The following is a 22734-nucleotide window of genomic DNA, read 5'->3' as shown; positions in this document are numbered from 1 at the left end:
GGTGTGCTTCATCTTCCTGTTTCACCTGCGCTCGGCGTTCGTTGCGATCATCTCGCTGCCGCTAGGGATACTCGCCGCCTTCATCGTGATGCATTACCAGGGCGTCAACGCCAACATCATGTCGCTGGGCGGCATCGCGATCGCCATCGGTGCGATGGTGGACGCTGCGGTGGTGATGATCGAGAACGCGCACAAACACCTGGAGCGATGGGGCCATGAGCATCCGGGGCAGGTCCTCTCGGGCGAACCGCGCTGGCGCGTGATTGGTGAGGCGGCCGCCGAGGTTGGACCTGCACTGTTCTTTTCTCTGTTGATCATCACGTTGAGCTTCATTCCTGTGTTTACGCTGCAGGCGCAGGAGGGACGGTTGTTCGCGCCTCTGGCCTACACCAAGACCTATGCCATGGCGGCGGCGGCAGGGCTGGCCGTGACGCTGATCCCGGTGCTGATGGGCTACCTGATCCGAGGACGCATCCCCGATGAACACGCCAACCCATTGAACCGCATGCTGATCGCGCTCTACCGCCCCTGCCTGGACGCGGTGTTGCGGGCCCCGAAGCTGACGCTGGTGGTGGCCACCGTGTTGCTAATGGCCAGCCTGTGGCCGCTCAAGCACATCGGCGCCGAGTTCATGCCCAGGCTGGACGAGGGGGACCTGCTGTACATGCCGACCGCACTGCCCGGCCTGTCGGCCGGCAAGGCCGCCGAGTTGTTGCAGCAGACCGACCGCCTGATCAAGACCGTGCCCGAGGTGCAGAGCGTCTACGGCAAGGCCGGCCGCTCGGACAGCGCAACCGACCCGGCTCCGCTGGAGATGTTCGAGACCACCATCCAGTTCAAGCCGCGCAGCCAGTGGCGCGCCGGCATGACGCCGGACCGGCTGGTCGAGGAGCTGGACCGCACGGTGCGCGTGCCCGGCCTGTCCAACATCTGGGTGCCCCCGATCCGCAATCGCATCGACATGCTCGCTACCGGCATCAAGAGCCCGGTGGGCGTGAAGGTGGCCGGGCCGGATCTCGCCACCATCGACAGGCTGACCGGCGAGATCGAACGCGCGGTGAAGGACGTGCCCGGTGTGAGCAGCGCATTGGCCGAACGACTCACGGGTGGGCGCTACATCGACGTGGACATCCGCCGCGCGGACGCCGCGCGCTACGGCTTGAACATCGCCGACGTGCAGGACATCGTGGCTGGCGGCGTGGGCGGCATGAACATCGGCGAAACGGTGGAGGGCCTGCAACGTTTCCCGATCAACCTGCGCTACCCACGCGAGTTGCGCGATTCGCTGCCCGAGCTGCGCGCGTTGCCCATCGTGGCGCCCAACGGCCAACGCCTGGTGCTCTCCGATGTGGCCGACCTGCGCATCACCGAGGGCCCACCCATGCTGCGCAGCGAAAATGCGCGCCTGGCCGGCTTTGTGTACGTGGACATCCGCGGACGAGACCTGCGCGGCGCGGTGCTGGACATGCAGCGCGCAGTGACCGAGCAGGTGGCTTTGCCTGCCGGTTATTCGGTGTCGTGGTCGGGCCAATTCGAGTTTCTGGAGCGCGCCACCGCCAAGCTGAAACTGGTGGTGCCGGTCACGCTGCTCATCATCTTCGTGTTGCTGTACCTGATCTTTCGCCGCTTCGACGAAGCGCTGCTGATCATGGCCACGTTGCCGTTCGCGCTGGTGGGCGGTGTGTGGTTCCTCTGGCTGCTCGGGCACAACCTGTCGGTGGCCAGCGTGGTGGGCTTCATTGCGCTGGCCGGTGTGGCGGCCGAGTTCGGCGTGATCATGCTGATCTACCTCAAGCAGGCGTGGCAGGAACGGCTGGACGCCGGGCGCACGGACGAACTGTCGTTGCTGGAAGCCATCCGCGAAGGCGCCGTGCTGCGCGTGCGGCCCAAGGCCATGACCGTGGCCACCATCGTGGCCGGTTTGTTGCCGCTGTTCTGGGGCATGGGCACCGGCAGCGAGGTGATGCAGCGCATTGCCGCGCCCATGATCGGCGGGATGATCAGCGCACCGCTGTTGTCGATGCTGGTGGTGCCGGTGGTCTATCGGCTGATGCGGCGGCAGCGCCAAGCTTCCACTATTTAGGAACTCGGTGGGAACGCAGAATACCTCCAGGCAACACGCCTGCATGAAATCCATGTGTAGACCGAACTGGGAACGCATATTCCAGCGAGGGGCTGCCCGCAACTTCGGCGGAAGGACCGCTGTCGGGGGCGCTACCGCCGTTCTCGATACAGCCAGCAATCGACCGGTGATTGCCCCTTTCAACCGCTCAAGCCCTTGAGCGCGAATGTTCGAGACCTTCTTGAGGAGACGGACACGCAGAAATTGCAAGCGTATTGGACTGGCAATGGACTTCAGCGAATTTGTTCCCCAAGAACTGCAAAGATCTGTCGGGTCTGCACTCGATCTCGTGACGGCACACCGCATAGCCAAAGGCTTGGTACTCGACCAAGAGATAGTGACGGCGATGCATGAGTCACTCGAAGAACCACTTGTAGCGGTGTTCAGCGAGTTCGTCATTGGCTTGTCTCTATTCGCTCAGCGGAGGTGCATGGACACCGCAGACAAAACGCAGCACCGAACATCGATCAGCAGGGCTCGTAGCTTGGACTGCGCTATGCTGGAACCGTAGCTAACTACAGAGCATCGAATGAACCTCCACAACGACCACCTGACCATTGGCGAGTTTGGTGCCCTTGCCGGCGTCGGTGTGGAAACGATCAGGTTCTATCAGCGCAAGAGGCTGCTGTCCGAGCCAACGCGGCAGGCCGGGAGCATCCGCCGCTATGGCGCTACCGACGTTGAAAGGCTGCGCTTTATCAAGTCCGCGCAGAGTGTGGGGTTCAGCCTGGATGAAGTCGGGGAGCTTCTGAGACTTGAGGATGGTGCCCAATGCAAGCAGGCAAGCGCCCTTGCAGAAGCAAAACTTGTCGAGATCCGAAGGAAGTTGGCGGAGTTGGCGCGCATGGAATTGGCTCTGTCCGGCCTGGTGAAGGCTTGCCGCGTTGGTCGGGGCAAGGTGGCTTGCCCGCTGATCGCTTCCTTTCATGCACCGACCGAAACCAATTGCTCTGAATGAGCCCAGGTACGCTGGAGTGACCACCCCGGTCCAATGGCCTTGACTCCGTAGCCTAGTACGGCCTTAGTCTTGGCAGCATGAACACTGAGAAATCGCCGACACAAGGAGCCTCGAGCTCCGCATCACCTGTACTTGGGGCAGCGATCTTTGCCGCTTTGGTGGCCTCTCTTTGCTGCGTTGCCCCATTGGTCCTGGTCTTAATTGGCGTGTCAGGCGCCTGGATCGGGCAGCTCACTGCCTTCGAGCAGTACCAGCCCATCTTCCTTGCGATAGCCGGCCTGGCCCTCTTCATGGCCTGGCGCAAGATTTGGCGCGCACCTGTGTGCGAGGCCGATCGTGCCTGTGCTACGCCAGAGGGCAAGCATGCCCAGAAAACTGTTTTCGTGATGGGGGTGATCCTCCTCGTCGTCGTTCTTGGATTTCCTCTCATCGCCCCACTGTTCTATTGAGGTTTAAATGAAAACTGCACTCTTTCTTCTCGCGCTCTTCGCAGCTGGTCCTGCTTTTGCCGACACCCAGACCGTCACCTTGTCTGTACCCACAATGAGCTGCGCGTCTTGTCCCGTGACGATCAAGGCCGCGCTATCAAAGGTGCCTGGCGTCGCCTCCATCAAGAGCGACCTCGCCAAGCGGCAGACGACCGTGGTGTACGACGACACCAAGGTAGATGTGGCGACCCTTTCGAGGGCCACTGAAAACGCCGGCTTCCCATCAACACCCGTGAAGGTGTCCAAGTGACAGCGCAGCCGGAACTGATCTCCGCGTTGACCTGCCCAAGCTGCGGACACACGAAGGTCGAAACAATGCCCACGGATGCGTGTCAGTGGTTCTACGACTGCGAGGGGTGCGGCGCAGTGCTCAAGCCAAAGGCCGGCGATTGCTGCGTCTACTGCTCCTACGGAACCGTTGCGTGTCCCCCGGTACAGGCGAGCGGGTCCAAGGGCTGCTGCGGCTGATATCAGCACGACAGACCCATAGTCTGACTACGTACACACGAACTTCGGGAATGACCATGATGAACTGTATGCTTGGAATGAGCGGAATGAGCGGAATGGGCTGGATGATGGCGTCAATGGTGCTGGTCTTGCTTTTAGCTCTGCTTGGCCTGGTGCTTGGCACAGGGGTGCTCCTGAGGCACTTCCTAAAGAGCTGAACATTTCAGGGGATACGGGCCACCATCTCCCTCGCCGCCCCGATCTCGGCATTCACCATGCTGGACAGGTTGCGCAGCTGCTACCGGTGGTGGAGAACGACTTCACCTTGTCTCCTGGCGCCGCAAACTCTTGGTGTGTGGAGGCGATCACCCGCCAGCAGGAAAGTTGCGCCTGCAGGAAGCTCCTCGGAAGCAGGCAATGGGCATAGGGTCGAACATGTCCATGTGGGTCGTTCCGTGCATCAGCACGATCACGACCATCGTGCCGCCTGGCACAAGGTGAATCCGCCGCTCGAACTGCCGCTCGAAAAACTCCACACTGAGGTAGGTGCTCATGGGTGTCTCTCTGGTGAGTTCCGATGCGCCAGGCATGGTGCGCCTGGATGGGTAGACAGCACCTGTACCGAAGGTACATGATCAACAGAGTCGTTCACAGCAACCCGGAGATCCCCCGTATGCCCAAGGAAATTTTTGATGCCATCGTCGTTGGCGCTGGCCAGGCCGGCCCCGCCCTGGCCGCGCGCTGTGCCCGCGAAGGGCTGCGCACTGCCGTGATCGAGCGCCACCTTTTCGGTGGTACGTGTGTGAATGTGGGCTGCGTGCCCACCAAGACCCTGGTGGCCAGCGCGCGCGCCGTTCGCCAGGCGCAACGTGGCGCCGAATACGGCTTTGATGCGGGCGACATCCGGGTGAACATGGCGCGGGTAAAGGCCCGCAAGGAAGGCATCGTGCTGCACTCACGCAAGGCGGTGGAGGCATGGATGCGTGGCCTCGCCCACACCGAGGTGATCACCGGCGAGGCGCGCTTCGTGGCGCCGGCCACGCTGGAGGTGAATGGCCGTCAGCTGACCGCTCCGCGCATCTTCCTCAACGTGGGTGGACGCTCGGTGCGCCCGGAACTGCAGGGCATCGACGACGTGCCCACCCTGGACAACGTATCGATCATGGAGCTGGCGACCGTGCCCGAGCACCTGATCATTGTGGGCGGCAGCTACATCGGCCTGGAGTTCGCGCAGATGATGCGCCGCTTCGGCGCCCAGGTGACGGTGGTGGAGCGCTCGGCGCGTCTGCTGCCGCGCGAAGACACCGACGTGTCGGACGGCATTCGCGAGATTCTTCAGGCGGAAGGTGTGCGCTTCGAGCTGGAAGCCGATTGCCTGTCGCTGGCGCAGGTTGCTGATGGCATCTCGGTGGGCGCGCAATGCTCGGATGAACGATCACCCATCGTCGCCAGCCATGTGCTGCTGGCCGTGGGCCGCCAGCCCAACACCGACACGCTTGGCCTGGAACACGCGGGCATCCGCATGGACGCCAAGGGATACATCGAGGTGGACGATCAGTGCCGCACCAGCGCAGCAGGTGTGTGGGCAGTGGGTGATTGCAACGGCAAAGGCGCCTTCACGCACACCGCCTGGAATGACCACGAGATCGTCGTGGCCAACCTTTTCGACAACGACCCGCGCCGCATCTCGGACCGCATCCCCTGCTATGCGCTCTTCATCGACCCGGCGCTGGGCCGCATGGGCATGTCCGAGACCGAAGCCCGCGCGAGCGGGCGGCGGGTGTTGATGGGCAAGATGCCGATGCAGAAGGTGGGCCGTGCGCGCGAAGCGAGTGAGACCCAGGGCTTCATGAAGGTGCTGGTGGACGCCGACACACGGCTTCTGCTGGGCGCGGCCATCCTCGGCCTCAACGGCGACGAAGTGGTGCACAGTCTGCTGGACCAAATGGCCGCTGGACAGCCTTGCGACGTGATGGCACGCACCGTGCACATCCACCCTACGGTGTCGGAGCTGCTGCCCTCGCTGCTGCAGCAGTTGAAGCCACTGGACGGGCAATGAGGGCGCTTCACGGCATCAGCCTTTGCCGCTTGTTCCCCATCAAGACTCCATGAATCCATCCTCCTGAGTCCGGCGCTCGGCGACACCGCAAAAGCGTCCGCATGACGACCGCCACCGAGCCCAGCGAAGCCTTGTCCGCACCACAGCCCTTGTCGGATGCCACCTGGAGCGGCGACCTGGGCACCTTGCTGCCGTTTCTGGTCGGCTTAATCGTGGTCGCCGGCGTGCAGCCCTCCTCCATCCTGCTGGCCTTCGGCTTGAGTCTTGTCATAGTGGGTTTGCGCTTTGGCGTGCCTATGCCGGTGCAGCCCATGAAGGCGGTAGGCGCAGCGGCGCTGGGCCACACGGTGGTGGTTACCAACGACATGCCGGCGGTGTTGGCATTGACGGCCCTGATTACCGGCGCGTTCTGGGTGATTGCCGCGTGGAGTGGCCTGGCGCGCTGGCTGGCATGGCACGTCTCGCGCGATGTGATCCACGGCGTCGTGCTCGGTCTGTGCATCGCGCTCATCGTGGCAGGCCTGCGCCGTATCGAGAGCGACGCGGTTCTGGGCGGCGAATCGGTGATGCTGGCCCTGGTGTTGCTGGGCCGGGGGCGCTGGCTCACGATGCCGGTGCTCATGGCCATCGGGTTGGCCGTGGGGTGGTGGCGACAGCCCGGATTGATGCAGTTGGTGACCGAGACTCCCTGGACCGGGGCCCTGCCTGCACCGCAGTGGACGGCCTTCAACCGGCCCGGGGTGTGGCTGACCGCCATCGGCCTGGCGACTGCGCAGATCCCGCTGACCTTCGGCAACGTCATCCTCGGCATCTTGGCCGAAACCCGCCGCCCGTTTACCGCAGTGAACGTGGACGAAAGCCGCAGGGCGTATAGCACCGGCTTCATGAACCTGCTGGCCGGTGGCCTGGGAGCACCACCCATGTGCTTTGGCGCCGGCGGCATTGATGCAGTGCGCCGGGTACAGCTGTCGCTCTGTGACATAGTACGACTGGCAGCAACAAGTCTAGGAGCTACCGTCTACCTAGTCACAAAATGGCGAGACCGACTGCCTGGAATTCCCCACACCGCCGCCTATTTAGGCGCTCAGCTTGCCGCCGAGCGCCCGGGGGACCGCAGACGACCATCCTCTGATGCGGTGCATGCATAAGTCCGATCCGAAGGCGGGGCCCGACGAGCAGGACAAGCGCAGTGTCATCGCAATTGAGCAGGTTGAGGTGGATCAGTGGCTGGACGGGACGGTGCACAAAGCTAAGGAGCTGCTAAGGCGCCCTCCTGCTCAGATGATCGCTGCGGGACCATCCTCGGCCTCACCTGCCGGCCCAACTCGACTACAGGCGCGGGGTGTGCCGCTCTGATGCCTTTATCCATGCGAGATCGAATGGCTCTGGTTCCCGTCAAGGCGCCACGTCTACTTCCCTGGGATGGCTGAGACTACCTTGCAATCTCGTCTATCTCTTGATCGAACTGACTAATAATTCCGTTTGACGACAGTGCTCAATCCACTGACTTCGCTTAGAAATGTGTTGGGGTTCAATCCGATTTTGTTCGTCAAAGAACAAATAACCTGGCTCTCCACTTGTTCCTCCACCACAACAACCCCAATGATGTCGAGCGAAATGTTCATGAGCATCTGGGCGCCATATCACGTGACCATTGGAGTACTCCCGTTGACAAAACGTGATCCAACCAGACATCGAATCGATCAAATCCGTTCCTAGCAGGTGACATCTTAGCCAAGAGAAAAACTCTGCACGCCATGTAGGCAACGCAACCGGCTGTTCAGCAGCGATCCAACCCACGATCCCGAGCATGGTCAGCGTTTGTTTTGAACCTGGCAACTGCCCAATTGCCCGGCGACTTTCCCACTGCATACGCCATCTCATGAATGCCATAGCGACTGGGCAAAACGCCACGGTACGTTCCCCTTGGTTATCCCACCAAAGTGCGCGCTGAGCAAGTTTTACACATCTCATGTGTTGCCCAACGATAGATTTCTGAACATGCCTCCTGACGGCGCGATAAAGCTTAGTTGACTCGATGTAAACCTGTTCGGATTCAAGCCCGATTCTGGTTGCTCCTGCGATTGAACCTTTTTTAGCCTGTGAAAGTCCCAACGAGCTACGACTGGTCATTTGTTCAAATGGCAAATTTATTTGCAGTACCGCTTGGTTGCGATGGCCTATATGATTGACCACCACAACCGCGGATAAAAACTTACCAACAAATTCACTAAAGCTACTTTGTGCACGAGCAAAATTTGGTTTAGAAAGTTTGATTTCATAGTTCTTTCGGGCGAGATTTTTATTGATGTTGCCTAGCAAAATGGGCAATTTATCCATTTGGCTTAAATAGTCGACTTGATGATCGACAACCCTCCGGAATTCCTGTGGATAAGGCACAAAATTTTGTGGCTCTCTCGTGGCAGGTGCAAGGTCATGGCCGCATTGCAGACAAGCAAACATAGGTACTTTAGCCGAGCGCTTCAGCATGTAAGGAATACTCGACTTACATTTGGGGCAAGAGCGAAGGAGTGCTTTTCGGTGTCTGGGACATTCCCGCACCATTGGCAATTGCATAGTGCATAGATGGTGCCCCGTCTTTACACACGTTGGACACCACACCAAGACATTAGAGGTAACGGCTAAACTATTCGGCATCAAAGCTGCAGTTGATCTGGCTTTCAACTCGGGAAGCTCCATTCGAAGTTGAAAAGCCAAATACTCTAGATCGAGTCCAGAACCATCTCGAAAATCTACTACTGCAAATTCTCTCCAAACCAATCCCGATCCACCATCGATAAACGTATGCTTAACAAATAAATCAGAGAGTTGAACATTGGTCAAGGCATTTAAAGCTCCAAACTGTGCAACCAATGCATAAAAGGACTCACCTGGATTGTCCCACCGCTCACTCCATGTTCTCAAAGAAACTACTTTTACATCATCCTCTAAAAGATATGCAATGCAATCTTGTTTTATTGGCTTCGCCTTCTTGAGTGCGCGCTTCATTGCATTTACTTAAAGAAAGCTACCAACTTCAATGGGCTTAATATTTTCCAACCACAAAAATATCTTCCTGCGCACTTAAAAATCCTGAGCGTTGGATTGCATCATTGATTCTGGGTACGGTGACTTCTCTCTCATTCCCCTGATCATCCATTCCATCCTTCAAAAGCAGAATTTCAATCGTTTGCGAGAAGTATTTCATCGGGATCTCCATAGCATTGCGCCGATGGGCGTCCGGCCTAGCGGACAAAAATGCCTTCCAAAGAGACGATGTCAAGTGTATAGACCGGAATCCACAACTCCATTTAGATGGAAGGCAAAACCGAGTAAAAGACCAATCACTACCGATTGGAAACATAGTGTTGTCATACCCTTGTAAGCAGGCAGCGAGATCCTCCTCGGACTGAATACCATGAAAGGCGAATTCGTCGACCATAAATCGCCCAATGATCTGAGTCTGAGCTGAAAGTCGAAAAGCATCTTTTTGCTGTTTGAGTTGAGGCTGACCAAACATGAAAGTGGTCATACGATAACCCTCTTTTTCTATTCGATTACTGATTTCGGTAAGCCAACGATATTCCTCTACCTGAAGATGTTGCGCTTCATCAACAAACAAAAGCAAAAGACTATCTTTTGACTTTTCAAGATTGCGCAATAAAAGATTGATCAATCTGATACGCTTCTGAGTTCTATTTCCCAGTTCTGCATCTGGGTGTTTCATACAATGCAAAAAATTGGAGTAAAAGTCTCCTTCAGATGCTTTACTGTTGGTGTAGTGACATTCAAGATTTATCAATGATCCCGGAAGATATGTTCGCTTTAACATTCCCTCCAGATATCGAATAGCATAGGTTTTTCCGATGCGCGTCAGCGCATACACAATCATTCCTGGCGTACCATGGTAGATTAGGTCAATAATTTTTTCATGAAGCGCATCAATGGATGGGGTTGGAATGATGTAGGTTTTTCGGTGCATCGGATGTGTGTGCACTGAAAAAGGACGTTGAAGCATCATTTCAATTCCTCTCAAAGAATGATGGTTGATCTTATCTTCATCGGTGTGGGTTTAATCGACTTCTTTTCAATTGGCTCGTTATTCTGAGCATCCTCAGTCACGCTATCCTGGATATCGTTGGCAGGATCTGAGATGTTGTGTTGTTCTAGCTCGTTCTCGGATTTCAAAGGATGCTGCTTAGGTATTGCAGCTTCGCGGTGTGCAGCGGCAGCCCTTGATGCACTGCGTTTATTGGTTGCAGCTTCTGTTTTTTTCATAGCGATATATGCGACCACAACATCATCTGAATCACCCACGCGCAATTTTCCGAGTTTAATTAAACGGTTTATTTCTTTTCGAGTCCGAAGAGAGTGAGGTGTACGTGCCCATTGTCGGCTGGCGACAAGCATCCCAAGTTCGGTGCCATCTTCGAAAAATGCTCTAATTTGGCAAATATTTTTTTCAATCACATAACAGCGCAGCTTGTGACCTTCGAGTTCGTGGCGCGTTGAAAGCACCTTTGAGCTGTATCGCACTTCTTTGTAATTTACATGCATCAGCTCTCCTGGGCGCCCTCTTATAGTAAGCACCACCTCCTTGCGCATCAGAAATACTTCCCCCCTGCGCGTTATCGGAATAGGCTCATTCCGAAATGTGGGTTTTGCAGTAAAGTAGTTCATCGCCTCAATAGCACTACGCCCTCCTAATCCACCTTGCGTTTCCGCGTTGAGATTTGCCATAAGCACATATACAACTTGCTCCAATAGATCTAACCGGATTAGCCGGCTGATGTCATTGCCCACATCAGCTAAAACACGTACACTGTCCTCTGGGCTGGAACCAACACTGCCAGGAATGCGGTGAAAGCCAGCAGTTTCTAATATACCGAAAAAACGCTCTTGGAACGAACGATCATTTGCATGCCCTAATCGTCCCGTCGCGGTCCATGTTCCCAGCGTTCGCACCATTCGGTCCAGCGTTTCTTGTGCTGTATGTGCTTTAGCTTCATCAAAATGCACCCATCCCCAACGTTGATAAGATAAGTGCGGAATGATTTTGCTCGGAAACCCACCACCGGCAGAAAGTTTCAGTTTTGGGATGGTCAGATCAACTTGTGGTTGCCCTTCTATTGAGTTTATGAGGGCTTGTGCAAAGTCAGATGCCGAATAATTTTCGCCCAATGAGAGAGAGTAGCCCAGCGATGCTTTGGTTAGTTTATCGCTGAATGCCAGAATCCATATACGACTAATCTCATAAATTGTTTCCATACCAAAAGGATCAACAACTGAAATGGTTAGCCGAACATCAATTTTATGCCCATCGAATTGCACAACAGAAAAAGGTTGTGTGGCAGCAATGTCAAAGAATGAATCCTCATCCGACCAAATGCCTCCATGCCTAACGCTTTTTCCTCTTATGACGGTGTGTGAGAATTGTTCTGCCTCGATGTTTTTTATATATTGTTGAAGAGAACGCAATCCTCGATAATTTTGATTAAAGGGATATTGCGAGTCACTTATGCCCAATAATTTACATTGCTTCAAAAAGTTTGAATGTATCATACGTGCAATGGGTCGCACCTCCCGGATTTCTTCCTTTTTTAGCGGCGCATTTCTTTTTTTAATTTCTTTATCGAGCCAGGTTTTAAGGATCGGGACAGACTCTAATAGCTGCCGCCATGCTCCAGCAGGATTGTTGCCATCGTCTTCTGTTGAAGACTCAACAATAGCTTTTCTTCGGTAAACCTTTACGCGGGCGTCAGGGATAAGTCCACGCAAACCTTGTATTAGTCCATCTTCGTGAGTTGATACCACTCTTTGAATCAATCGCCTTATTTGGGTCGTATTAATTCCGGTTAATGATTGTATCTCGGAAATTGGAGTGTTTGTGCTTACGTAAAGGCGGTAAGCTTCAAGATTTCTTTGATAACGTGCTTCCCGATCAGAATTGCCAGAAAACGAATTGGGATCAACTGCCGGAAGCGCTTTTATATCCCTCAACATCTCTGGCAAGGCGTGCCGATCTAACGTTGTATTCGGCACTGCAAACACTATTGGTTTCTTAGTGCTCATTGTTTTTTGAAAATTGTGTTTGTGCCGTCAACGGGAGATTGTTGATATCAGCGCAAGTAAGTTTTCCCTGTATCCAAGCCAAAAATACTTGCGTTCTGCCTCGCATGGGGTCAGTTGGGTCGACGATCAGTTCTGCATCGCGAAGCGTGAAAACTGACGATAAGCGCGTGAAAGCTTTTGGAGATGACTCAGCAGGTCTGTTGGGTGCAAATACTGATAGATGCTGTGCGATAAAAGACAGGTTGCTGGTTCGAAATTTGCCGCGCTCATTTTTCGAAAAATCTACATATATCAGTTGACCATGTTGACCACGCACCCAGCTATCAAAATCTTGAATAGCGGTTCTCTGGGAAAAGGCTTCAAGTGACTCACCCTTGCGCAGCGTCACATAGAAAAAAGGAGTGCCCCCTTTGAGCGACCAGAACTCGACATACCGAGCAGGTTTGCTGTCTGGAATCACCAGAGGACGCTCGCAGAGGTGCGAAACCGTCCAGTCGAGCTCTAGGTCGACGAAAAGATTCAACGACGAGGCACCGTACAACGTGAGCCTGCGTCCGGCGGTTCGACTGTAGACGTCGAAGCGGAAGCTGCCAAAAGGCCGCGGTGGGCTCAATGGAGCGCAGTAGAGATGGGGCATGTCTCCTCCTTCCACACGCCCTGCAGGCTACTCCACCCAGCAACAGAGTCAACTTTCTTTCACAGAAAATGAAAGAAAGTTGATGCTTAACTTAGCTAAGACATTGTTTTATTTGAATTTATTGAGTATTTAAGGCACTTTTCCGTTCGTCGGAAATAGTGCTTTTCAAAGAAAACAAGGAAGAGAGGATCGTTTTCGGCAAACTTCAACTTTCTTTCACTGGCGCGTGCCCGAAAGTTGCTTGCTGTCTATGTCATCTCTCTATGAGAGGTGAGTGATCCAACTCGATCACGATTCTTTCACCGGACGGCTCCTTCAGGCACCCGGATTCGTACTTAGACCCCCGCAGAGTTCGTATTTAGACCCCCGTTTTCGGGATGAGCAGCCACCCATGGCAGGGAACAGGGGCCTTGAAGGCGCAAAACGTATCAAAAAGTACGCCGCGCGGACGGGGCGGACACGATTCGTATGTTGACCCCCGATTTGAAGGCACTCTTCGTAGGTTGACCCCCGTCCAGACGGGCAAATTCGCATGTTGACCCCCGCCTACTCGTATGTTGAGCCCTGCAAGTTCGCATGTTGACCCCCGCCAGTTCGTATGTAGAACACCGCCGCACTTCGCCTAAGCCTATGATTCACAAGGCGTTTTTGGGGTTACCCACACCCCTCTAACTGTCTTTTAACTTTTTTATAACTGGTTTTTTAACTAGGCCCGCACCCTGTGGATAACTCGCGAATTTTTTCGCGGGGTGCACGAAGTCACCGCCTCTTGGGGGGCTGCGCCCCCCGCCAGCTCCTCCGGCCTTCGGCCTACGCCCGCGCTTCGCGCTCCCGCCCGGCATCCCCCCAATACCATTAACAGGCCCCCGAAGGGGGCGGAATAGGCCCCCCCAGGCCGTAGAAGAACTACCTCTGTGGGAGGGGCGCTTCGACGCCCCTCGGCCTCCGGCCCGCTGCCTGCTGGCAGCTCCCCCGCTGCGGGCTGTCGCCCCAGACCCCATGGGAGGGCAAGCCCTCCCCCCGCTGCCGTCGCAGCGGCACCCCCCTCCGACCTGTTAATCAGGAAGAGGGGGCGGCGAAGCCGGTTGGAAATACCGCTGTCGCTTGCCCACGAGCCCAGGAAGGGCCTAAAAACGTTTTGGCAAGGGGTCGGGCTGGGTGGTTTCCTGAGCGGCCTTCCTGCAGGATGCCCCTGCGGCCTCGGTGAAGTCGCTCACGACGCTGGCCAGGGCGTCTGCCTTCCCTCCTGACATTTCGACATTCCGGTGGACCGCCGAGGCGGGTTTGTGCACGAGCTGCTGCGTGCTGAACACAGCAGGCAAAAAAAAACCAGCGGAGTGCGCTGGTTAAAGGGAGGAACCGTGATTGAGGTGCGTCAGGCTGTGGCCGCTGCGCCTGGAGATGGTGAGGCTTGCTGCTTCTTGATCTGTGCAATCGTTTCGTTGATGACGTGGTGCCCAATCGAGAGGTATTGCTTCACCAGTGGCTGATTGTGAGGAAACCGATGGGCGGTCACGTATTCCCGCCCTTGCAGCTTGTACGCATTGTCTCCGTACTCGGAGATGAAGGTATCGCGGGCCGCGAGCGGCTGATGCGCAACAATTTTCATTGCAGGTGTGGCAATAGCCACAACACCCAAGAATGCCTTGTGCATGCCCTCGTAGTCGGCTCGCAGCGACTGGGCTTGCTCCTGCCGCAGTTCAAGAAGCTGCTGCATCTGTGCAAGCTGGTACTGTAGGTTGGCGTTCGCGTCGTGGAGACGCTCAATCACCCCGTCACGTTCAGCGATCACGTTCTCGCTGTGGATCGTGGCAGCGTTCCAGCCATTGGTGTACCCCTGCTCCAGGCCCATTGCATGGCCGTGAGCATGTCCAGTGTTGTAGCCAACGGACTCAGCAAGTCGAGGGTCTTGAAAAACGGACATTGGGTACTCCTTTCACGTTGTAATTAGTATGCGCTAATTAGAAAATTTGCGCACGGGTTTTCTTTAGGCTGCAGCGCTTCTGTCGCTCTCATTGTCATCGAGCATGTGGTTTTTAGCTGTACCAGATGGTTCTGCGGTATCCGAATTCAGCACGGCACCAACGCCTGCAGTCGAGGCTGCTTCGTTGGAGAGTGGTCTGTTGCCATTGGCATCAGTACCGCCACTTGTGGCATCGTCAGCTCTTGCGGATGAGGTTGAGGATTCATTGTTGACCAGTCGGTCCTGGCCCGACGAGTAGTTCTGCGCAGCAGCGCCTGCTGCAACGCCTGCAGCACCAGCTCCCGCAGCGCGCGAGCTGGACGTGGCCGGAGACTGTTCGGGCGGCACATAGTCTGGTGTGTCATGTCCCTTGGACTGTCCAGTGTCGGAGATTGGCCGATGGGCGCGATTGGCGTCGCTTCCCGCTCCACCAGCATAGGCAGCACCTGCCGCTGCGCCGCCTGCTGCAGCACCGGCATAGCCCAGGCCTGAGCCGCCAGAGGGCATGGCGCCTCCGCTGCGCCCTGCATTACCCGATCCAGCGGGTGGCAAGCGGCGGGCTCCTGCCGCGCCGCCAAGGGCTGCGCCGCGTGCGGATGCTCCATGGCGTTCCATGCCGCTGCGCATCTCTGCCGTGGCCTGGGTTTCACCCAGCGGTTTGATTCCGGCGCCGATCCACGTAAGGATTGCATCAGGAAGTGTATTTGTCAGACCGAAGATCATGTACACGATAGGCCCCAGCATAAGGCCGTACATAATCATCCAGTTTTTCCAAGTGAGGAATTGGACAAAGAATCCCAGGGATTCAGCACTCGAAACATTTGCTGTCCGCATTGCCCAGAATGCCTTCGATACATACAAGATGATGGGATTAGCAAGCAACATTGCAGCAAAAAGCGCTGCAATAATGAGTACAGGCCGCATAAACAGCGACAGGAACATCAAATAGCCTTGTGTTTGACTACCAACGAATGTCCGGTCAGGCGTCATGTGCATAACGGCCCAAAGCGGAGCTGCGAACACAGTTTGAAGGACGGCCAGCAGCCACCCAACAACCGCCACGATGAAGATCGTGTAAGGCAAACTGGGCAGGAAAACACCGAAATAGAAGGCAAGAATATCTATCCAGCCTGATATTTCCGCGATGGGTTGCAGGATATTTCGTCCCAAGAACTCGCTGAGAATATCCGCTGCTTTCGACACGCCACCCACGATGGGCACGCCGGTTGTTGCCGCAGCAATTACACGACCTGTGGTCACAGCAGTATCAAGCAGCTTGCCAATACCAGAGAGCGTTCCATTGGCGACAGCCAGAATATCTCCTGTAGTCTTGATACGAGCGATGGCATCTGCATTACCGTCCGCGCCCGTCGCCGTGTTCGTGACGGCCTCCATCACTCTGCCGACAAGTGAATTCATAACCTTGTTGCCACGCTCACCCATCTGGTCAATGTCCACATCGTCCAGATCGACAGGAATGATGCTTGCGACATTGCCTGTGTCAGTGATGGATTTGGGGGTGTAGCCAGAGCCGTCAAGCGCCTTGCGTGCGATGACAGCGGGCATGATTGCGCTTTGTCGCACCAAGTTGCCCTTGGCATCTTCCGGGAGCCAGCGCAGAGCTGGTTGCGTCACAGTACCGGGTGACTCTGCGTAAATCTTGCGCAGCTCTTCACGGATGCCTCCCAGACGCTGGTAATAGCCGCCCGCCATTGCCCAGCCGTCTTTGGTAATGTCATTTGTGAAACGCTCCATCAACCCTTTGAGGGTATTGTCAGACTGCATGCGCGACCGGAGGTTCGACAGCATATTTGTCTGAGCGTTGTCGGCAATAGTGTTGAAGGTATTGACGCTGACAGTGCTCCAATCCTGATTAATGTCTCCAGGCCAGGACGCAACCCAACTGTCGATTTCTCGCATCATGTCTTTGACTGCGGAAAGTTTTGCAGCGAGGATGGCGTCCCGCAACAGGCTGATCGCTTGATTATTGGCATCACGCGCCGCATCGTCAAAAACTGCGGACAACAGCACTGGTGTGGAACTCGGTGTCGGGGTTGCATGCTGATATTCATACAGGTTGACTGTTCCGCAAACTGCGTTCCCACCAGCCAGCGGAGCCAAAAGATTTCTGTCTTTGAACTCGTATGTGTATGTGGTTTTAATACCAGCTTCGGTGGCTTGCCTGTCAGGTGTGCCGCCCGTATTCAAACTGACATTCGGTGGCACGAGGCCAGAAACAATACCGTCGCCATAAACTGCATTAACAGTTTTTGCGCAATATGCCGAGACCATGTAGTTAGATGCAAGCTCTCGCATATTGAATAAAGGGAAGTCTTTATTCGCTGTTGCGCTAGAGCCCACCCCGATTTGCTGACTCACATTTTGTAGTGAGCCAGCGATGATGCCGTTTTCAACGCCCATCTTGAAGGTGCCGTTGGCAAAGCCAACCGACCACAGCGAGAACATCATGACGATGAGCTGGATGAACGAGTAGCCGGTGCCCGTGGGCAGAAGCACCGCCGCACCGGAAACGATCCGCACGGGTGTCCACAAGGACGACCAGTTTTTTCCGAAGGCCTCGCCATCGTTGGCCGTGTTGATGACGCCCATGATGGTGATGAAGCTGACGATCAGCATCGCAACGGTCAGCACCCCGCTGTTGAAGTAACTCATCATCGTCGCGATCACGTTCACAACCGGATCGACCGTGCCAGGGTCCGCTCCAAGTGTGAGATTGCGAATAACTGGCCCGAAGACTGTCTGCAGGATGCTGACTGTTACGTCTGTGCATGGGTCTGCCGTGCAGGGGGTGAAAGGCATTGTTGCCATTGATGTGTCCCGAAGTGATGTAACCGAGTCCTAAGATTCTCTCAGGATGCTAGTGTGTTTTCAATGAAGAAAATATACTCGGCGAGTGCCATCATCGTAGAAAAGTGAGAAAACATGCCGTTGCAGGAATTGAATTACACGGATGGAGCCCAGTGGGTGCTCGCGCGAAGCGCCATCAAAGTCTCCAACGTTGAGATTTATGCAGCGCTCCAGGCGCTGGCCTACTCAGCGGCCCAGGCGCGGGCCGACTGTGCGGTGGGTGGACTTTTTCCGGGCTCCACGCTTGAGGTGCTGCTGACACGCGACCTCGATGCCGAGTACCGCCTTGAGGTGCCCGCGCTGCCCGCTCACGTTGATGCGAGCGCGATGCGCGCCATCGGTGAAGCGATTACGCGGGAAATGAAGGACACAGGCAAAAAGCTGCTCACGTTGAGGGTCGAGGGGTTTGGCGAGGTGGTGGTGTTCCCCCCAGAGATGAGCGAAACAGTCCTGCTGGGCACAAAGACGACCCTGTTGAACGCATAACGAACGGAGCACTATGACGATGAAGAAGCTCCCGGTAGTTGCTCGCTTTGAGTCGGAGAACGACTTTCTGAGCAGGCAACTCAATCAAGATCGCCCTGCACGATTGGCAGTTCGTGTGGTTTTGAACTTGGCCCAGGTCCAAGGAAACCTCGTTGAGAAGCTGACCGAAGCGGCGACCGCTGTTGGTCAAACGATGCAAGTTGCTTTCAAGCGACACATCGCCAACATGGCGGACGCTTCGCAGGCGCTCGCAACACAACTGATCTACGCCGAGATCAACCGTGTGTCGCCAGCCCAACAGGCCGAGCTGGTGAAGCAAGGCCGCGACGCTCCTATTGTCTCCGAGGCGACACTGAGGCAGCGCCGCATTGCACCGGAGGTTCAGGCAGCACTGATTGAGCACTGCAGCGGTCACACATCGACCTTGCAGGCCCTGGCAGCACGGCCTGATGCGACGCTGGACACACTTGCAGCCTTGGCAGTCAGCAATGACCAGCGGACACGGTTGAACGTGGCTGCGAGCCTTGGGGGGCACATGCGCTTAGACGAGCCAGGTCTGACAACTAAAAAAGCTGCTATTTTTAGTGCTTTAATGGTGGGTTACGAGAGCGATTTCGCTCCATATCTCGTCCCCGTGTGCCAGTCATCGGAGCAGCTTCGGGAAATGTTCGACAAGACCTCGAAGGCGCTGGGCGTTGTTGAGGCCTTTGTCGAAAACCCATACACACCGGACAGCGTGCTGGTGGACATTGCATCGTCGCCCACGATGCACCTTGTTCAGCACGGTGCGGCCAAACGTGCAAGGGATTTGCTGCAGGCCAGAGCAGACCTGCGCGAGTCTTCAAGCTACTCAGACGATATGGCACCATCATGACAGCACATGAAAGCTATATGTCGAATTTGTCCGTCCGCAGAGCAAGCGAGGCCGCGATAGGCATTGCCGCTTTGCGCCAGCTTGCATCCACTCCCGAGAACAGCTATGCGATTGATTCCATGGCTGATGAGATGCTTGGCGAAGACAGTAGAGCGCTGTCAGTGCGCACGGGCATTCACACCCTCGCTGCTCGCGAGAGCGGGTTCCTCAAAGAGCGCGCTACACACGCCACTGTCTCCCCTCGGGTCAACGAAACCCGTGAGCGGGAGCTTTCCTCCATGGTCAGCGTCTACGCCGCAGCATTGACCACGTTGAACTCCATCCCTGCGTTGCGCAGCAACGATGCTGACGGCATCAACGTGCTGCAGGAGAGCTTCGTGACTGCCATGCAGGGCATTGACCAGTTCCCTATGGGCGCGAAGGCGCGGCAGGAGCTGCGCGCGCAGTTTCAGAGCGAGACGGCCCTGGCAGTGCCGGAGGCCAACCGGCCCCAGGTCGCCGAGCTGCTGCTGCAGGCCGAGCAGATTTATTTGAAGCGATATGCCGACATGGTGTATTCGCATTACGACGAACCAAATGACGGCCCTTCGCCGTCGATGTGAGCGAGGTGTCTATGTCTCCAGCGTCCTTCCAGGCCATGTCATCCAGCGTTCTGCCATCGCAAGAGCGTGAAATTCTGATTTCCAAGCAGTCCGCGCTGTCGGCCCATGGCCAGCAGACGCGGGCAGCGCTGAACAAGCTCCCTCCCCCGGTGGTGGACTCGCTCCTGGCCGATTACAAGGCCCCCAGCAACGAAACGCTCGATGGCGTTTTTGTTGCTATGGCAGAGCGCGAGCGCATCATCGAGTCTGCAGAAAAGGGACAAAACCTCGATGTGGAGTGGCTCAAGAATGGAGCCGCGACTTCTCGTCAGATGGACGAGATCGGGCTTGGGTCCAACGATCCTTGGAATGATGGCCCGTCGATCTGAGGGCAGCTCATAAAAAAAGCCGCCTGCGAGGCGGCTTTTTTGTGGGTGGAACCGTTAGAAGTACCGCGCCATGTCGCGGCTGTTCTGGCGCTCTCTCGTGGCCTCGTTGAGAGCTGCAACAACGTCCCCGCGCTTGATCTTGATGCCGAGGCCTTGGGGCCTGCCTACATCGGTGATCTGGCCCTCGTGGACGGTCATCTCCACCGGCACGACATAGTTGGCCTGGGCCATCTCTTCGCGCTTGGCTTTCTGATCGCACCAAATACCTATGGTGAGTGGAGGCAGGTTCACCTCCATACACTGCGCACCATCTGTGGACAGATACAGCCTGTCGGAGACATAGGCCGAGTCAAATGGCATGGCGGAAAGCCAAGTCATCTCGAACGGCTGCGCGGCCAGGAGCAGAGAGCTGCCCTCGACCGCGAATGCAAACCGGCTGGACTGCATCGTACTGAGCATCACCACAGATGCGTGGCGCGGGTGCCGCTTGATCTCATCGCGGCGGAAGTTCCCTGCCCAACGCATGAAGTTGGTGTATGCGGTCAACAAGGTGGTGGCTTTCTGGAGCCTCTTCTTGTCTTCCTCGGGAATCTCAGGGGCGTCGCTTTGTTCTTGTTTTGCCATTCCGCGCTCCATGTTGCGGTTTTTTGGGTTGAGAGAGTTTTGCCTTGACACGAACCGGGCGTGCCACGGGTTTTGGAGGGGCCGCAGCGGGAGCCTCTGGCGTTGCTGGCTGGAGTGCTTTACCGCGTTTGCGTGCGTCAATGAGCATGAACAGGTCGTGCAGCAGGGAATTCAATGCCCTGTTCGGCGAGTAGCCAGTCAGCTTGGCGTGCGCCAGGACGCGCTCCTCGATCTTTGCATTGAGCGTCCATTTGATGGCGCTCGCCTCTTTTCGCGATTTGAGGACCGTCATGCCCATCTGGCGGGCCATGACCATCACCGTGTCGTAATCGCGCAGCGTGAGGTTGAAGTGCGCCCGCACGTCCACCTTGCGGCGCGGGTTTGCAAGGTGCTCGCCGTCCTTTATCCACTGGATGACAACCGGCATCTTGATGAAAAGCTGGTAGAGCTTTGCCATCAGATTGAATCCGTATGTGATCTGGGTCTGCTCGACCGCCCCGCGTTCAAGATCGGGGCGGGCGAGGTTGCTCGCCAGTGTTTTCAAGGTGATCTCGTTGTCCATCACCAGGGGGTCGCGGTTCTTCTTCGTTTCCGAGAATTCAGGCGACTCGCCCCGGATGTAGTAGATGGAGCCGCGTTTGGAGACTTCGAGCTGCAAGAACGAGCAGGCAGCACAGAACACGTCTTCTGTGCAAAGGCGATGGCGCACCAGGGCGGCGATTTGCTCGCCCTCCACTTCCCCAACAGGATGGACGGCCAGGGTTGCGTTGTACTGGTCGTCGTAATGCTGATAGGCCCTGCGCTTCGCTTGTACAGCCTCGTCAGTGTCCTCCGGCATGTTCTTGGTGTGCTCGTGTGCGAGTACAGCCGAAGTGAGCACTATTCGCTGCAGATCGCGCAGCAGGTTGAAGTAGCTCTTGATCGGCAAGACCTTGTGGGAGATCAGAACCAGTCGCCGAAGCAAGATGACCGCATCGGTCAGTTGCTCCGGTGACGGGATCAAGAGGTAGCGAGTTCGGAGGCAAAAAGCCGCTATTTCCTCGCTCAGTGCTTTTAGGGCGGCGGGGTCGTTTTCGACGTTACTGAGTTCGCGCATACGTGGGACGTGGCTCTATTGATGTGTATAGACCCGCTATGGTAGGCAAGTCGTCCACCCCTTGCTCGCGCAATAACTTAATAAACAGTCGCGCTGGCTCAAGTTGTTCGTCTTGCTTCCATTTGGGCAGTAGTTTGTCGTCGCGGTCACGCATGATGCTCGTCAAATGCCGCGCAGCAGCATCCCGCCAAGCCTGACGCTGGCGGGTGGGGATGAGAGCAAAGTCACCACGAAGACTGGGCACCCTACCTTCCATGAAAGCATCCGGTGTTATGGGGCCGCGAGACAGCCCAGGTCGCCGTTTTTGCCTGGATCAAGGCCCATTTCTCTGAGAGTATTCCTTGTGATCTCGATCTGTTCGTCGCGGGCGCGAGGGTCGTTTGCAAGCGCCTTGTTGACGGCGGACTGAACGGGATCAGAGGACGAAAGCATGATTTTGAGCGTTGCGGCCAAAAGCAGCAAGGCCAGCAGGCCAACAAACCAAGTTGCTTTTTTGCTCCAGCCCTTTTTGCCGCCGCTGCTGCGCGCTGAGCCTGTAGGGGCGGCTGGGCCGCCAGCGTAGGCCAGGGCTGGTCTGGCAAGCCAAGGAGAGCCAGCGGGAGCCTGTTCATAGGCTGCGGTGGTCGGGGCGGCTCCTGCGCCGCTGCTGTAGACCATTTCCAGGCTTGCCTCGGTGAAGGCGTCGGCCACGCCCTGGAGAACCTGTTGTTCGACTTCCAGCGCTGGAGGGAAGTTGAGCTTCCCTTCCTTGCTGCGCTTGCCGCTGCCCTCAACTTCCAGCGAAAACTCGGCCAGGAGGTATCGAGTAGCTTCTGCTTCGCCCTTTTGGGTGAGCAGGTTGATCTTGCCTTGGTACAGCGCACGGTCCACCAGTTCCTGGGTGGATACATCGGTCACTTCCGTGGTGATGTTCGTGACGCCTTCGGTGTCGATCATCACCACGCGGGGCGAGCGCTTGAGGTCAAGGTCGGTGGCCGTATCGAACACGACGACTAGACGGTTGCTTGCGTTTCCTGCTGCAACAACGCGCAGCTCAGGAGCGAAATCGGGCAGAGTTTGTTTTGCCATGG

22 protein-coding genes are annotated in these 22734 nt (G+C 56.4%); 12 read left to right on the top strand and 10 right to left on the bottom strand.

Annotated elements, in window-relative coordinates:
- From Q8M85_RS04160 to Q8M85_RS04135, 6 genes are all read left to right on the top strand, one after another.
- On the top strand, nucleotides 1–2083 hold a 2083-nt coding region (locus Q8M85_RS04160; protein ID WP_305540628.1), incomplete at its 5' end, for an efflux RND transporter permease subunit.
- Between the two features lie 568 nt (nucleotides 2084–2651).
- A complete protein-coding gene (locus Q8M85_RS04155; protein ID WP_305540625.1) occupies nucleotides 2652–3080 on the top strand; it encodes a MerR family DNA-binding protein in 429 nt (142 codons plus the stop codon).
- A 77-nt stretch (nucleotides 3081–3157) separates the two neighbouring features.
- A complete protein-coding gene (locus Q8M85_RS04150) occupies nucleotides 3158–3529 on the top strand; it encodes a mercuric transporter MerT family protein (RefSeq protein ID WP_305540623.1) in 372 nt (123 codons plus the stop codon).
- Between the two features lie 7 nt (nucleotides 3530–3536).
- The gene (gene merP, locus Q8M85_RS04145) at nucleotides 3537–3818 is read left to right on the top strand and encodes a mercury resistance system periplasmic binding protein MerP (RefSeq protein WP_305540621.1); all 282 of its coding nucleotides are present in this window, start codon (nucleotides 3537–3539) and stop codon (nucleotides 3816–3818) included.
- Nucleotides 3815–4036, top strand: coding sequence for a GDCCVxC domain-containing (seleno)protein (locus Q8M85_RS04140; protein ID WP_305540620.1), 222 nt, complete (start codon nucleotides 3815–3817; stop codon nucleotides 4034–4036). Before merP ends, Q8M85_RS04140 begins: the two co-directional genes overlap by 4 nt.
- Before the next feature lie 50 nt (nucleotides 4037–4086).
- Nucleotides 4087–4233 (top strand): hypothetical protein, encoded by a 147-nt coding sequence (locus Q8M85_RS04135; protein ID WP_305540618.1) that lies wholly within the window; start codon nucleotides 4087–4089, stop codon nucleotides 4231–4233.
- Between the two features lie 147 nt (nucleotides 4234–4380).
- On the opposite strand, the gene Q8M85_RS04130 is transcribed toward Q8M85_RS04135, so the two are convergent.
- Entirely contained in the window at nucleotides 4381–4569 is a 189-nt protein-coding gene (locus Q8M85_RS04130; protein ID WP_305540617.1) for a hypothetical protein, read from the bottom strand.
- Nucleotides 4570–4688: 119 nt separating this feature from the next.
- Here Q8M85_RS04130 and Q8M85_RS04125 point away from each other — a divergent pair, with 119 nt between their 5' ends.
- Nucleotides 4689–6074 carry an FAD-containing oxidoreductase gene (locus tag Q8M85_RS04125; RefSeq protein ID WP_305540616.1) on the top strand — a complete coding sequence of 462 codons (1386 nt, stop codon included), beginning with the start codon at nucleotides 4689–4691 and terminating at the stop codon, nucleotides 6072–6074.
- 101 nt (nucleotides 6075–6175) lie between these two features.
- Nucleotides 6176–7222 (top strand): putative sulfate/molybdate transporter, encoded by a 1047-nt coding sequence (locus Q8M85_RS04120; protein ID WP_305540614.1) that lies wholly within the window; start codon nucleotides 6176–6178, stop codon nucleotides 7220–7222.
- Nucleotides 7223–7523: 301 nt separating this feature from the next.
- Here Q8M85_RS04120 and Q8M85_RS04115 read toward each other — a convergent pair whose 3' ends face one another.
- From Q8M85_RS04115 to Q8M85_RS04090, 6 genes are all read right to left on the bottom strand, one after another.
- Nucleotides 7524–9083: a hypothetical protein gene (locus Q8M85_RS04115; protein WP_305540612.1), complete on the bottom strand. Its 1560-nt coding sequence runs from the start codon at nucleotides 9081–9083 to the stop codon at nucleotides 7524–7526.
- A gap of 37 nt (nucleotides 9084–9120) precedes the next feature.
- The gene (locus Q8M85_RS04110) at nucleotides 9121–10095 is read right to left on the bottom strand and encodes an AAA family ATPase (RefSeq protein WP_305343721.1); all 975 of its coding nucleotides are present in this window, start codon (nucleotides 10093–10095) and stop codon (nucleotides 9121–9123) included.
- A gap of 11 nt (nucleotides 10096–10106) precedes the next feature.
- The gene (locus Q8M85_RS04105; RefSeq protein ID WP_305540609.1) at nucleotides 10107–12146 is read right to left on the bottom strand and encodes a hypothetical protein; all 2040 of its coding nucleotides are present in this window, start codon (nucleotides 12144–12146) and stop codon (nucleotides 10107–10109) included.
- On the bottom strand, nucleotides 12136–12783 hold the full coding sequence (locus Q8M85_RS04100) for a hypothetical protein (protein ID WP_305540607.1): 648 nt from the start codon (nucleotides 12781–12783) through the stop codon (nucleotides 12136–12138). Before Q8M85_RS04100 ends, Q8M85_RS04105 begins: the two co-directional genes overlap by 11 nt.
- 1375 nt (nucleotides 12784–14158) lie before the next feature.
- Nucleotides 14159–14707, bottom strand: a complete 549-nt coding sequence (locus Q8M85_RS04095; protein WP_305540604.1) for a hypothetical protein — start codon at nucleotides 14705–14707, stop codon at nucleotides 14159–14161.
- A gap of 63 nt (nucleotides 14708–14770) precedes the next feature.
- Nucleotides 14771–17575 (bottom strand): DotA/TraY family protein, encoded by a 2805-nt coding sequence (locus Q8M85_RS04090; protein ID WP_305540602.1) that lies wholly within the window; start codon nucleotides 17573–17575, stop codon nucleotides 14771–14773.
- Nucleotides 17576–17689: 114 nt separating this feature from the next.
- Between Q8M85_RS04090 and Q8M85_RS04085 the strand changes: the two genes are divergently transcribed.
- The 4 genes from Q8M85_RS04085 to Q8M85_RS04070 are packed head-to-tail and all read left to right on the top strand — an operon-like array spanning nucleotide 17690 to nucleotide 19944.
- On the top strand, nucleotides 17690–18100 hold the full coding sequence (locus Q8M85_RS04085) for a hypothetical protein (protein WP_056639236.1): 411 nt from the start codon (nucleotides 17690–17692) through the stop codon (nucleotides 18098–18100).
- A 13-nt stretch (nucleotides 18101–18113) separates the two neighbouring features.
- Nucleotides 18114–18974 (top strand): hypothetical protein, encoded by an 861-nt coding sequence (locus Q8M85_RS04080; protein ID WP_087863495.1) that lies wholly within the window; start codon nucleotides 18114–18116, stop codon nucleotides 18972–18974.
- Entirely contained in the window at nucleotides 18971–19576 is a 606-nt protein-coding gene (locus tag Q8M85_RS04075) for a hypothetical protein (RefSeq protein WP_156391340.1), read from the top strand. The genes Q8M85_RS04080 and Q8M85_RS04075 overlap by 4 nt, the downstream gene beginning before the upstream one ends.
- An 11-nt stretch (nucleotides 19577–19587) precedes the next feature.
- Entirely contained in the window at nucleotides 19588–19944 is a 357-nt protein-coding gene (locus tag Q8M85_RS04070; RefSeq protein ID WP_144267076.1) for a hypothetical protein, read from the top strand.
- A 54-nt stretch (nucleotides 19945–19998) separates the two neighbouring features.
- Here Q8M85_RS04070 and Q8M85_RS04065 read toward each other — a convergent pair whose 3' ends face one another.
- From Q8M85_RS04065 to Q8M85_RS04055, 3 genes are all read right to left on the bottom strand, one after another.
- On the bottom strand, nucleotides 19999–20568 hold the full coding sequence (locus Q8M85_RS04065; RefSeq protein ID WP_087863492.1) for a hypothetical protein: 570 nt from the start codon (nucleotides 20566–20568) through the stop codon (nucleotides 19999–20001).
- Nucleotides 20537–21664: a hypothetical protein gene (locus Q8M85_RS04060; protein ID WP_305540596.1), complete on the bottom strand. Its 1128-nt coding sequence runs from the start codon at nucleotides 21662–21664 to the stop codon at nucleotides 20537–20539. The genes Q8M85_RS04065 and Q8M85_RS04060 overlap by 32 nt, the downstream gene beginning before the upstream one ends.
- A 270-nt stretch (nucleotides 21665–21934) precedes the next feature.
- A complete protein-coding gene (locus Q8M85_RS04055; protein ID WP_144267074.1) occupies nucleotides 21935–22732 on the bottom strand; it encodes a hypothetical protein in 798 nt (265 codons plus the stop codon).
- Between the last annotated feature and the right edge of the window lie 2 nt (nucleotides 22733–22734).

The organism is Tabrizicola sp. (genome assembly GCF_030694085.1).
In the GTDB taxonomy this organism is placed as follows: Bacteria; Pseudomonadota; Alphaproteobacteria; order Rhodobacterales; family Rhodobacteraceae; genus Tabrizicola.
Note: the sequence above shows the minus strand (reverse complement) of the source record. Positions and strands in the feature narration are given on the sequence as shown.

Coding starts and splice junctions, on each gene's coding strand:
- Q8M85_RS04155 (WP_305540625.1), top strand. CDS start 2,652: ATGAACCTCCACAACGACCACCTGACCATTGGCGAGTTTGGTGCCCTT.
- Q8M85_RS04150 (WP_305540623.1), top strand. CDS start 3,158: ATGAACACTGAGAAATCGCCGACACAAGGAGCCTCGAGCTCCGCATCA.
- merP (WP_305540621.1), top strand. CDS start 3,537: ATGAAAACTGCACTCTTTCTTCTCGCGCTCTTCGCAGCTGGTCCTGCT.
- Q8M85_RS04135 (WP_305540618.1), top strand. CDS start 4,087: ATGACCATGATGAACTGTATGCTTGGAATGAGCGGAATGAGCGGAATG.
- Q8M85_RS04130 (WP_305540617.1), bottom strand. CDS start 4,569: ATGAGCACCTACCTCAGTGTGGAGTTTTTCGAGCGGCAGTTCGAGCGG.
- Q8M85_RS04125 (WP_305540616.1), top strand. CDS start 4,689: ATGCCCAAGGAAATTTTTGATGCCATCGTCGTTGGCGCTGGCCAGGCC.
- Q8M85_RS04120 (WP_305540614.1), top strand. CDS start 6,176: ATGACGACCGCCACCGAGCCCAGCGAAGCCTTGTCCGCACCACAGCCC.
- Q8M85_RS04115 (WP_305540612.1), bottom strand. CDS start 9,083: ATGAAGCGCGCACTCAAGAAGGCGAAGCCAATAAAACAAGATTGCATT.
- Q8M85_RS04110 (WP_305343721.1), bottom strand. CDS start 10,095: ATGATGCTTCAACGTCCTTTTTCAGTGCACACACATCCGATGCACCGA.
- Q8M85_RS04105 (WP_305540609.1), bottom strand. CDS start 12,146: ATGAGCACTAAGAAACCAATAGTGTTTGCAGTGCCGAATACAACGTTA.
- Q8M85_RS04100 (WP_305540607.1), bottom strand. CDS start 12,783: ATGCCCCATCTCTACTGCGCTCCATTGAGCCCACCGCGGCCTTTTGGC.
- Q8M85_RS04095 (WP_305540604.1), bottom strand. CDS start 14,707: ATGTCCGTTTTTCAAGACCCTCGACTTGCTGAGTCCGTTGGCTACAAC.
- Q8M85_RS04090 (WP_305540602.1), bottom strand. CDS start 17,575: ATGGCAACAATGCCTTTCACCCCCTGCACGGCAGACCCATGCACAGAC.
- Q8M85_RS04085 (WP_056639236.1), top strand. CDS start 17,690: ATGCCGTTGCAGGAATTGAATTACACGGATGGAGCCCAGTGGGTGCTC.
- Q8M85_RS04080 (WP_087863495.1), top strand. CDS start 18,114: ATGACGATGAAGAAGCTCCCGGTAGTTGCTCGCTTTGAGTCGGAGAAC.
- Q8M85_RS04075 (WP_156391340.1), top strand. CDS start 18,971: ATGACAGCACATGAAAGCTATATGTCGAATTTGTCCGTCCGCAGAGCA.
- Q8M85_RS04070 (WP_144267076.1), top strand. CDS start 19,588: ATGTCTCCAGCGTCCTTCCAGGCCATGTCATCCAGCGTTCTGCCATCG.
- Q8M85_RS04065 (WP_087863492.1), bottom strand. CDS start 20,568: ATGGCAAAACAAGAACAAAGCGACGCCCCTGAGATTCCCGAGGAAGAC.
- Q8M85_RS04060 (WP_305540596.1), bottom strand. CDS start 21,664: ATGCGCGAACTCAGTAACGTCGAAAACGACCCCGCCGCCCTAAAAGCA.
- Q8M85_RS04055 (WP_144267074.1), bottom strand. CDS start 22,732: ATGGCAAAACAAACTCTGCCCGATTTCGCTCCTGAGCTGCGCGTTGTT.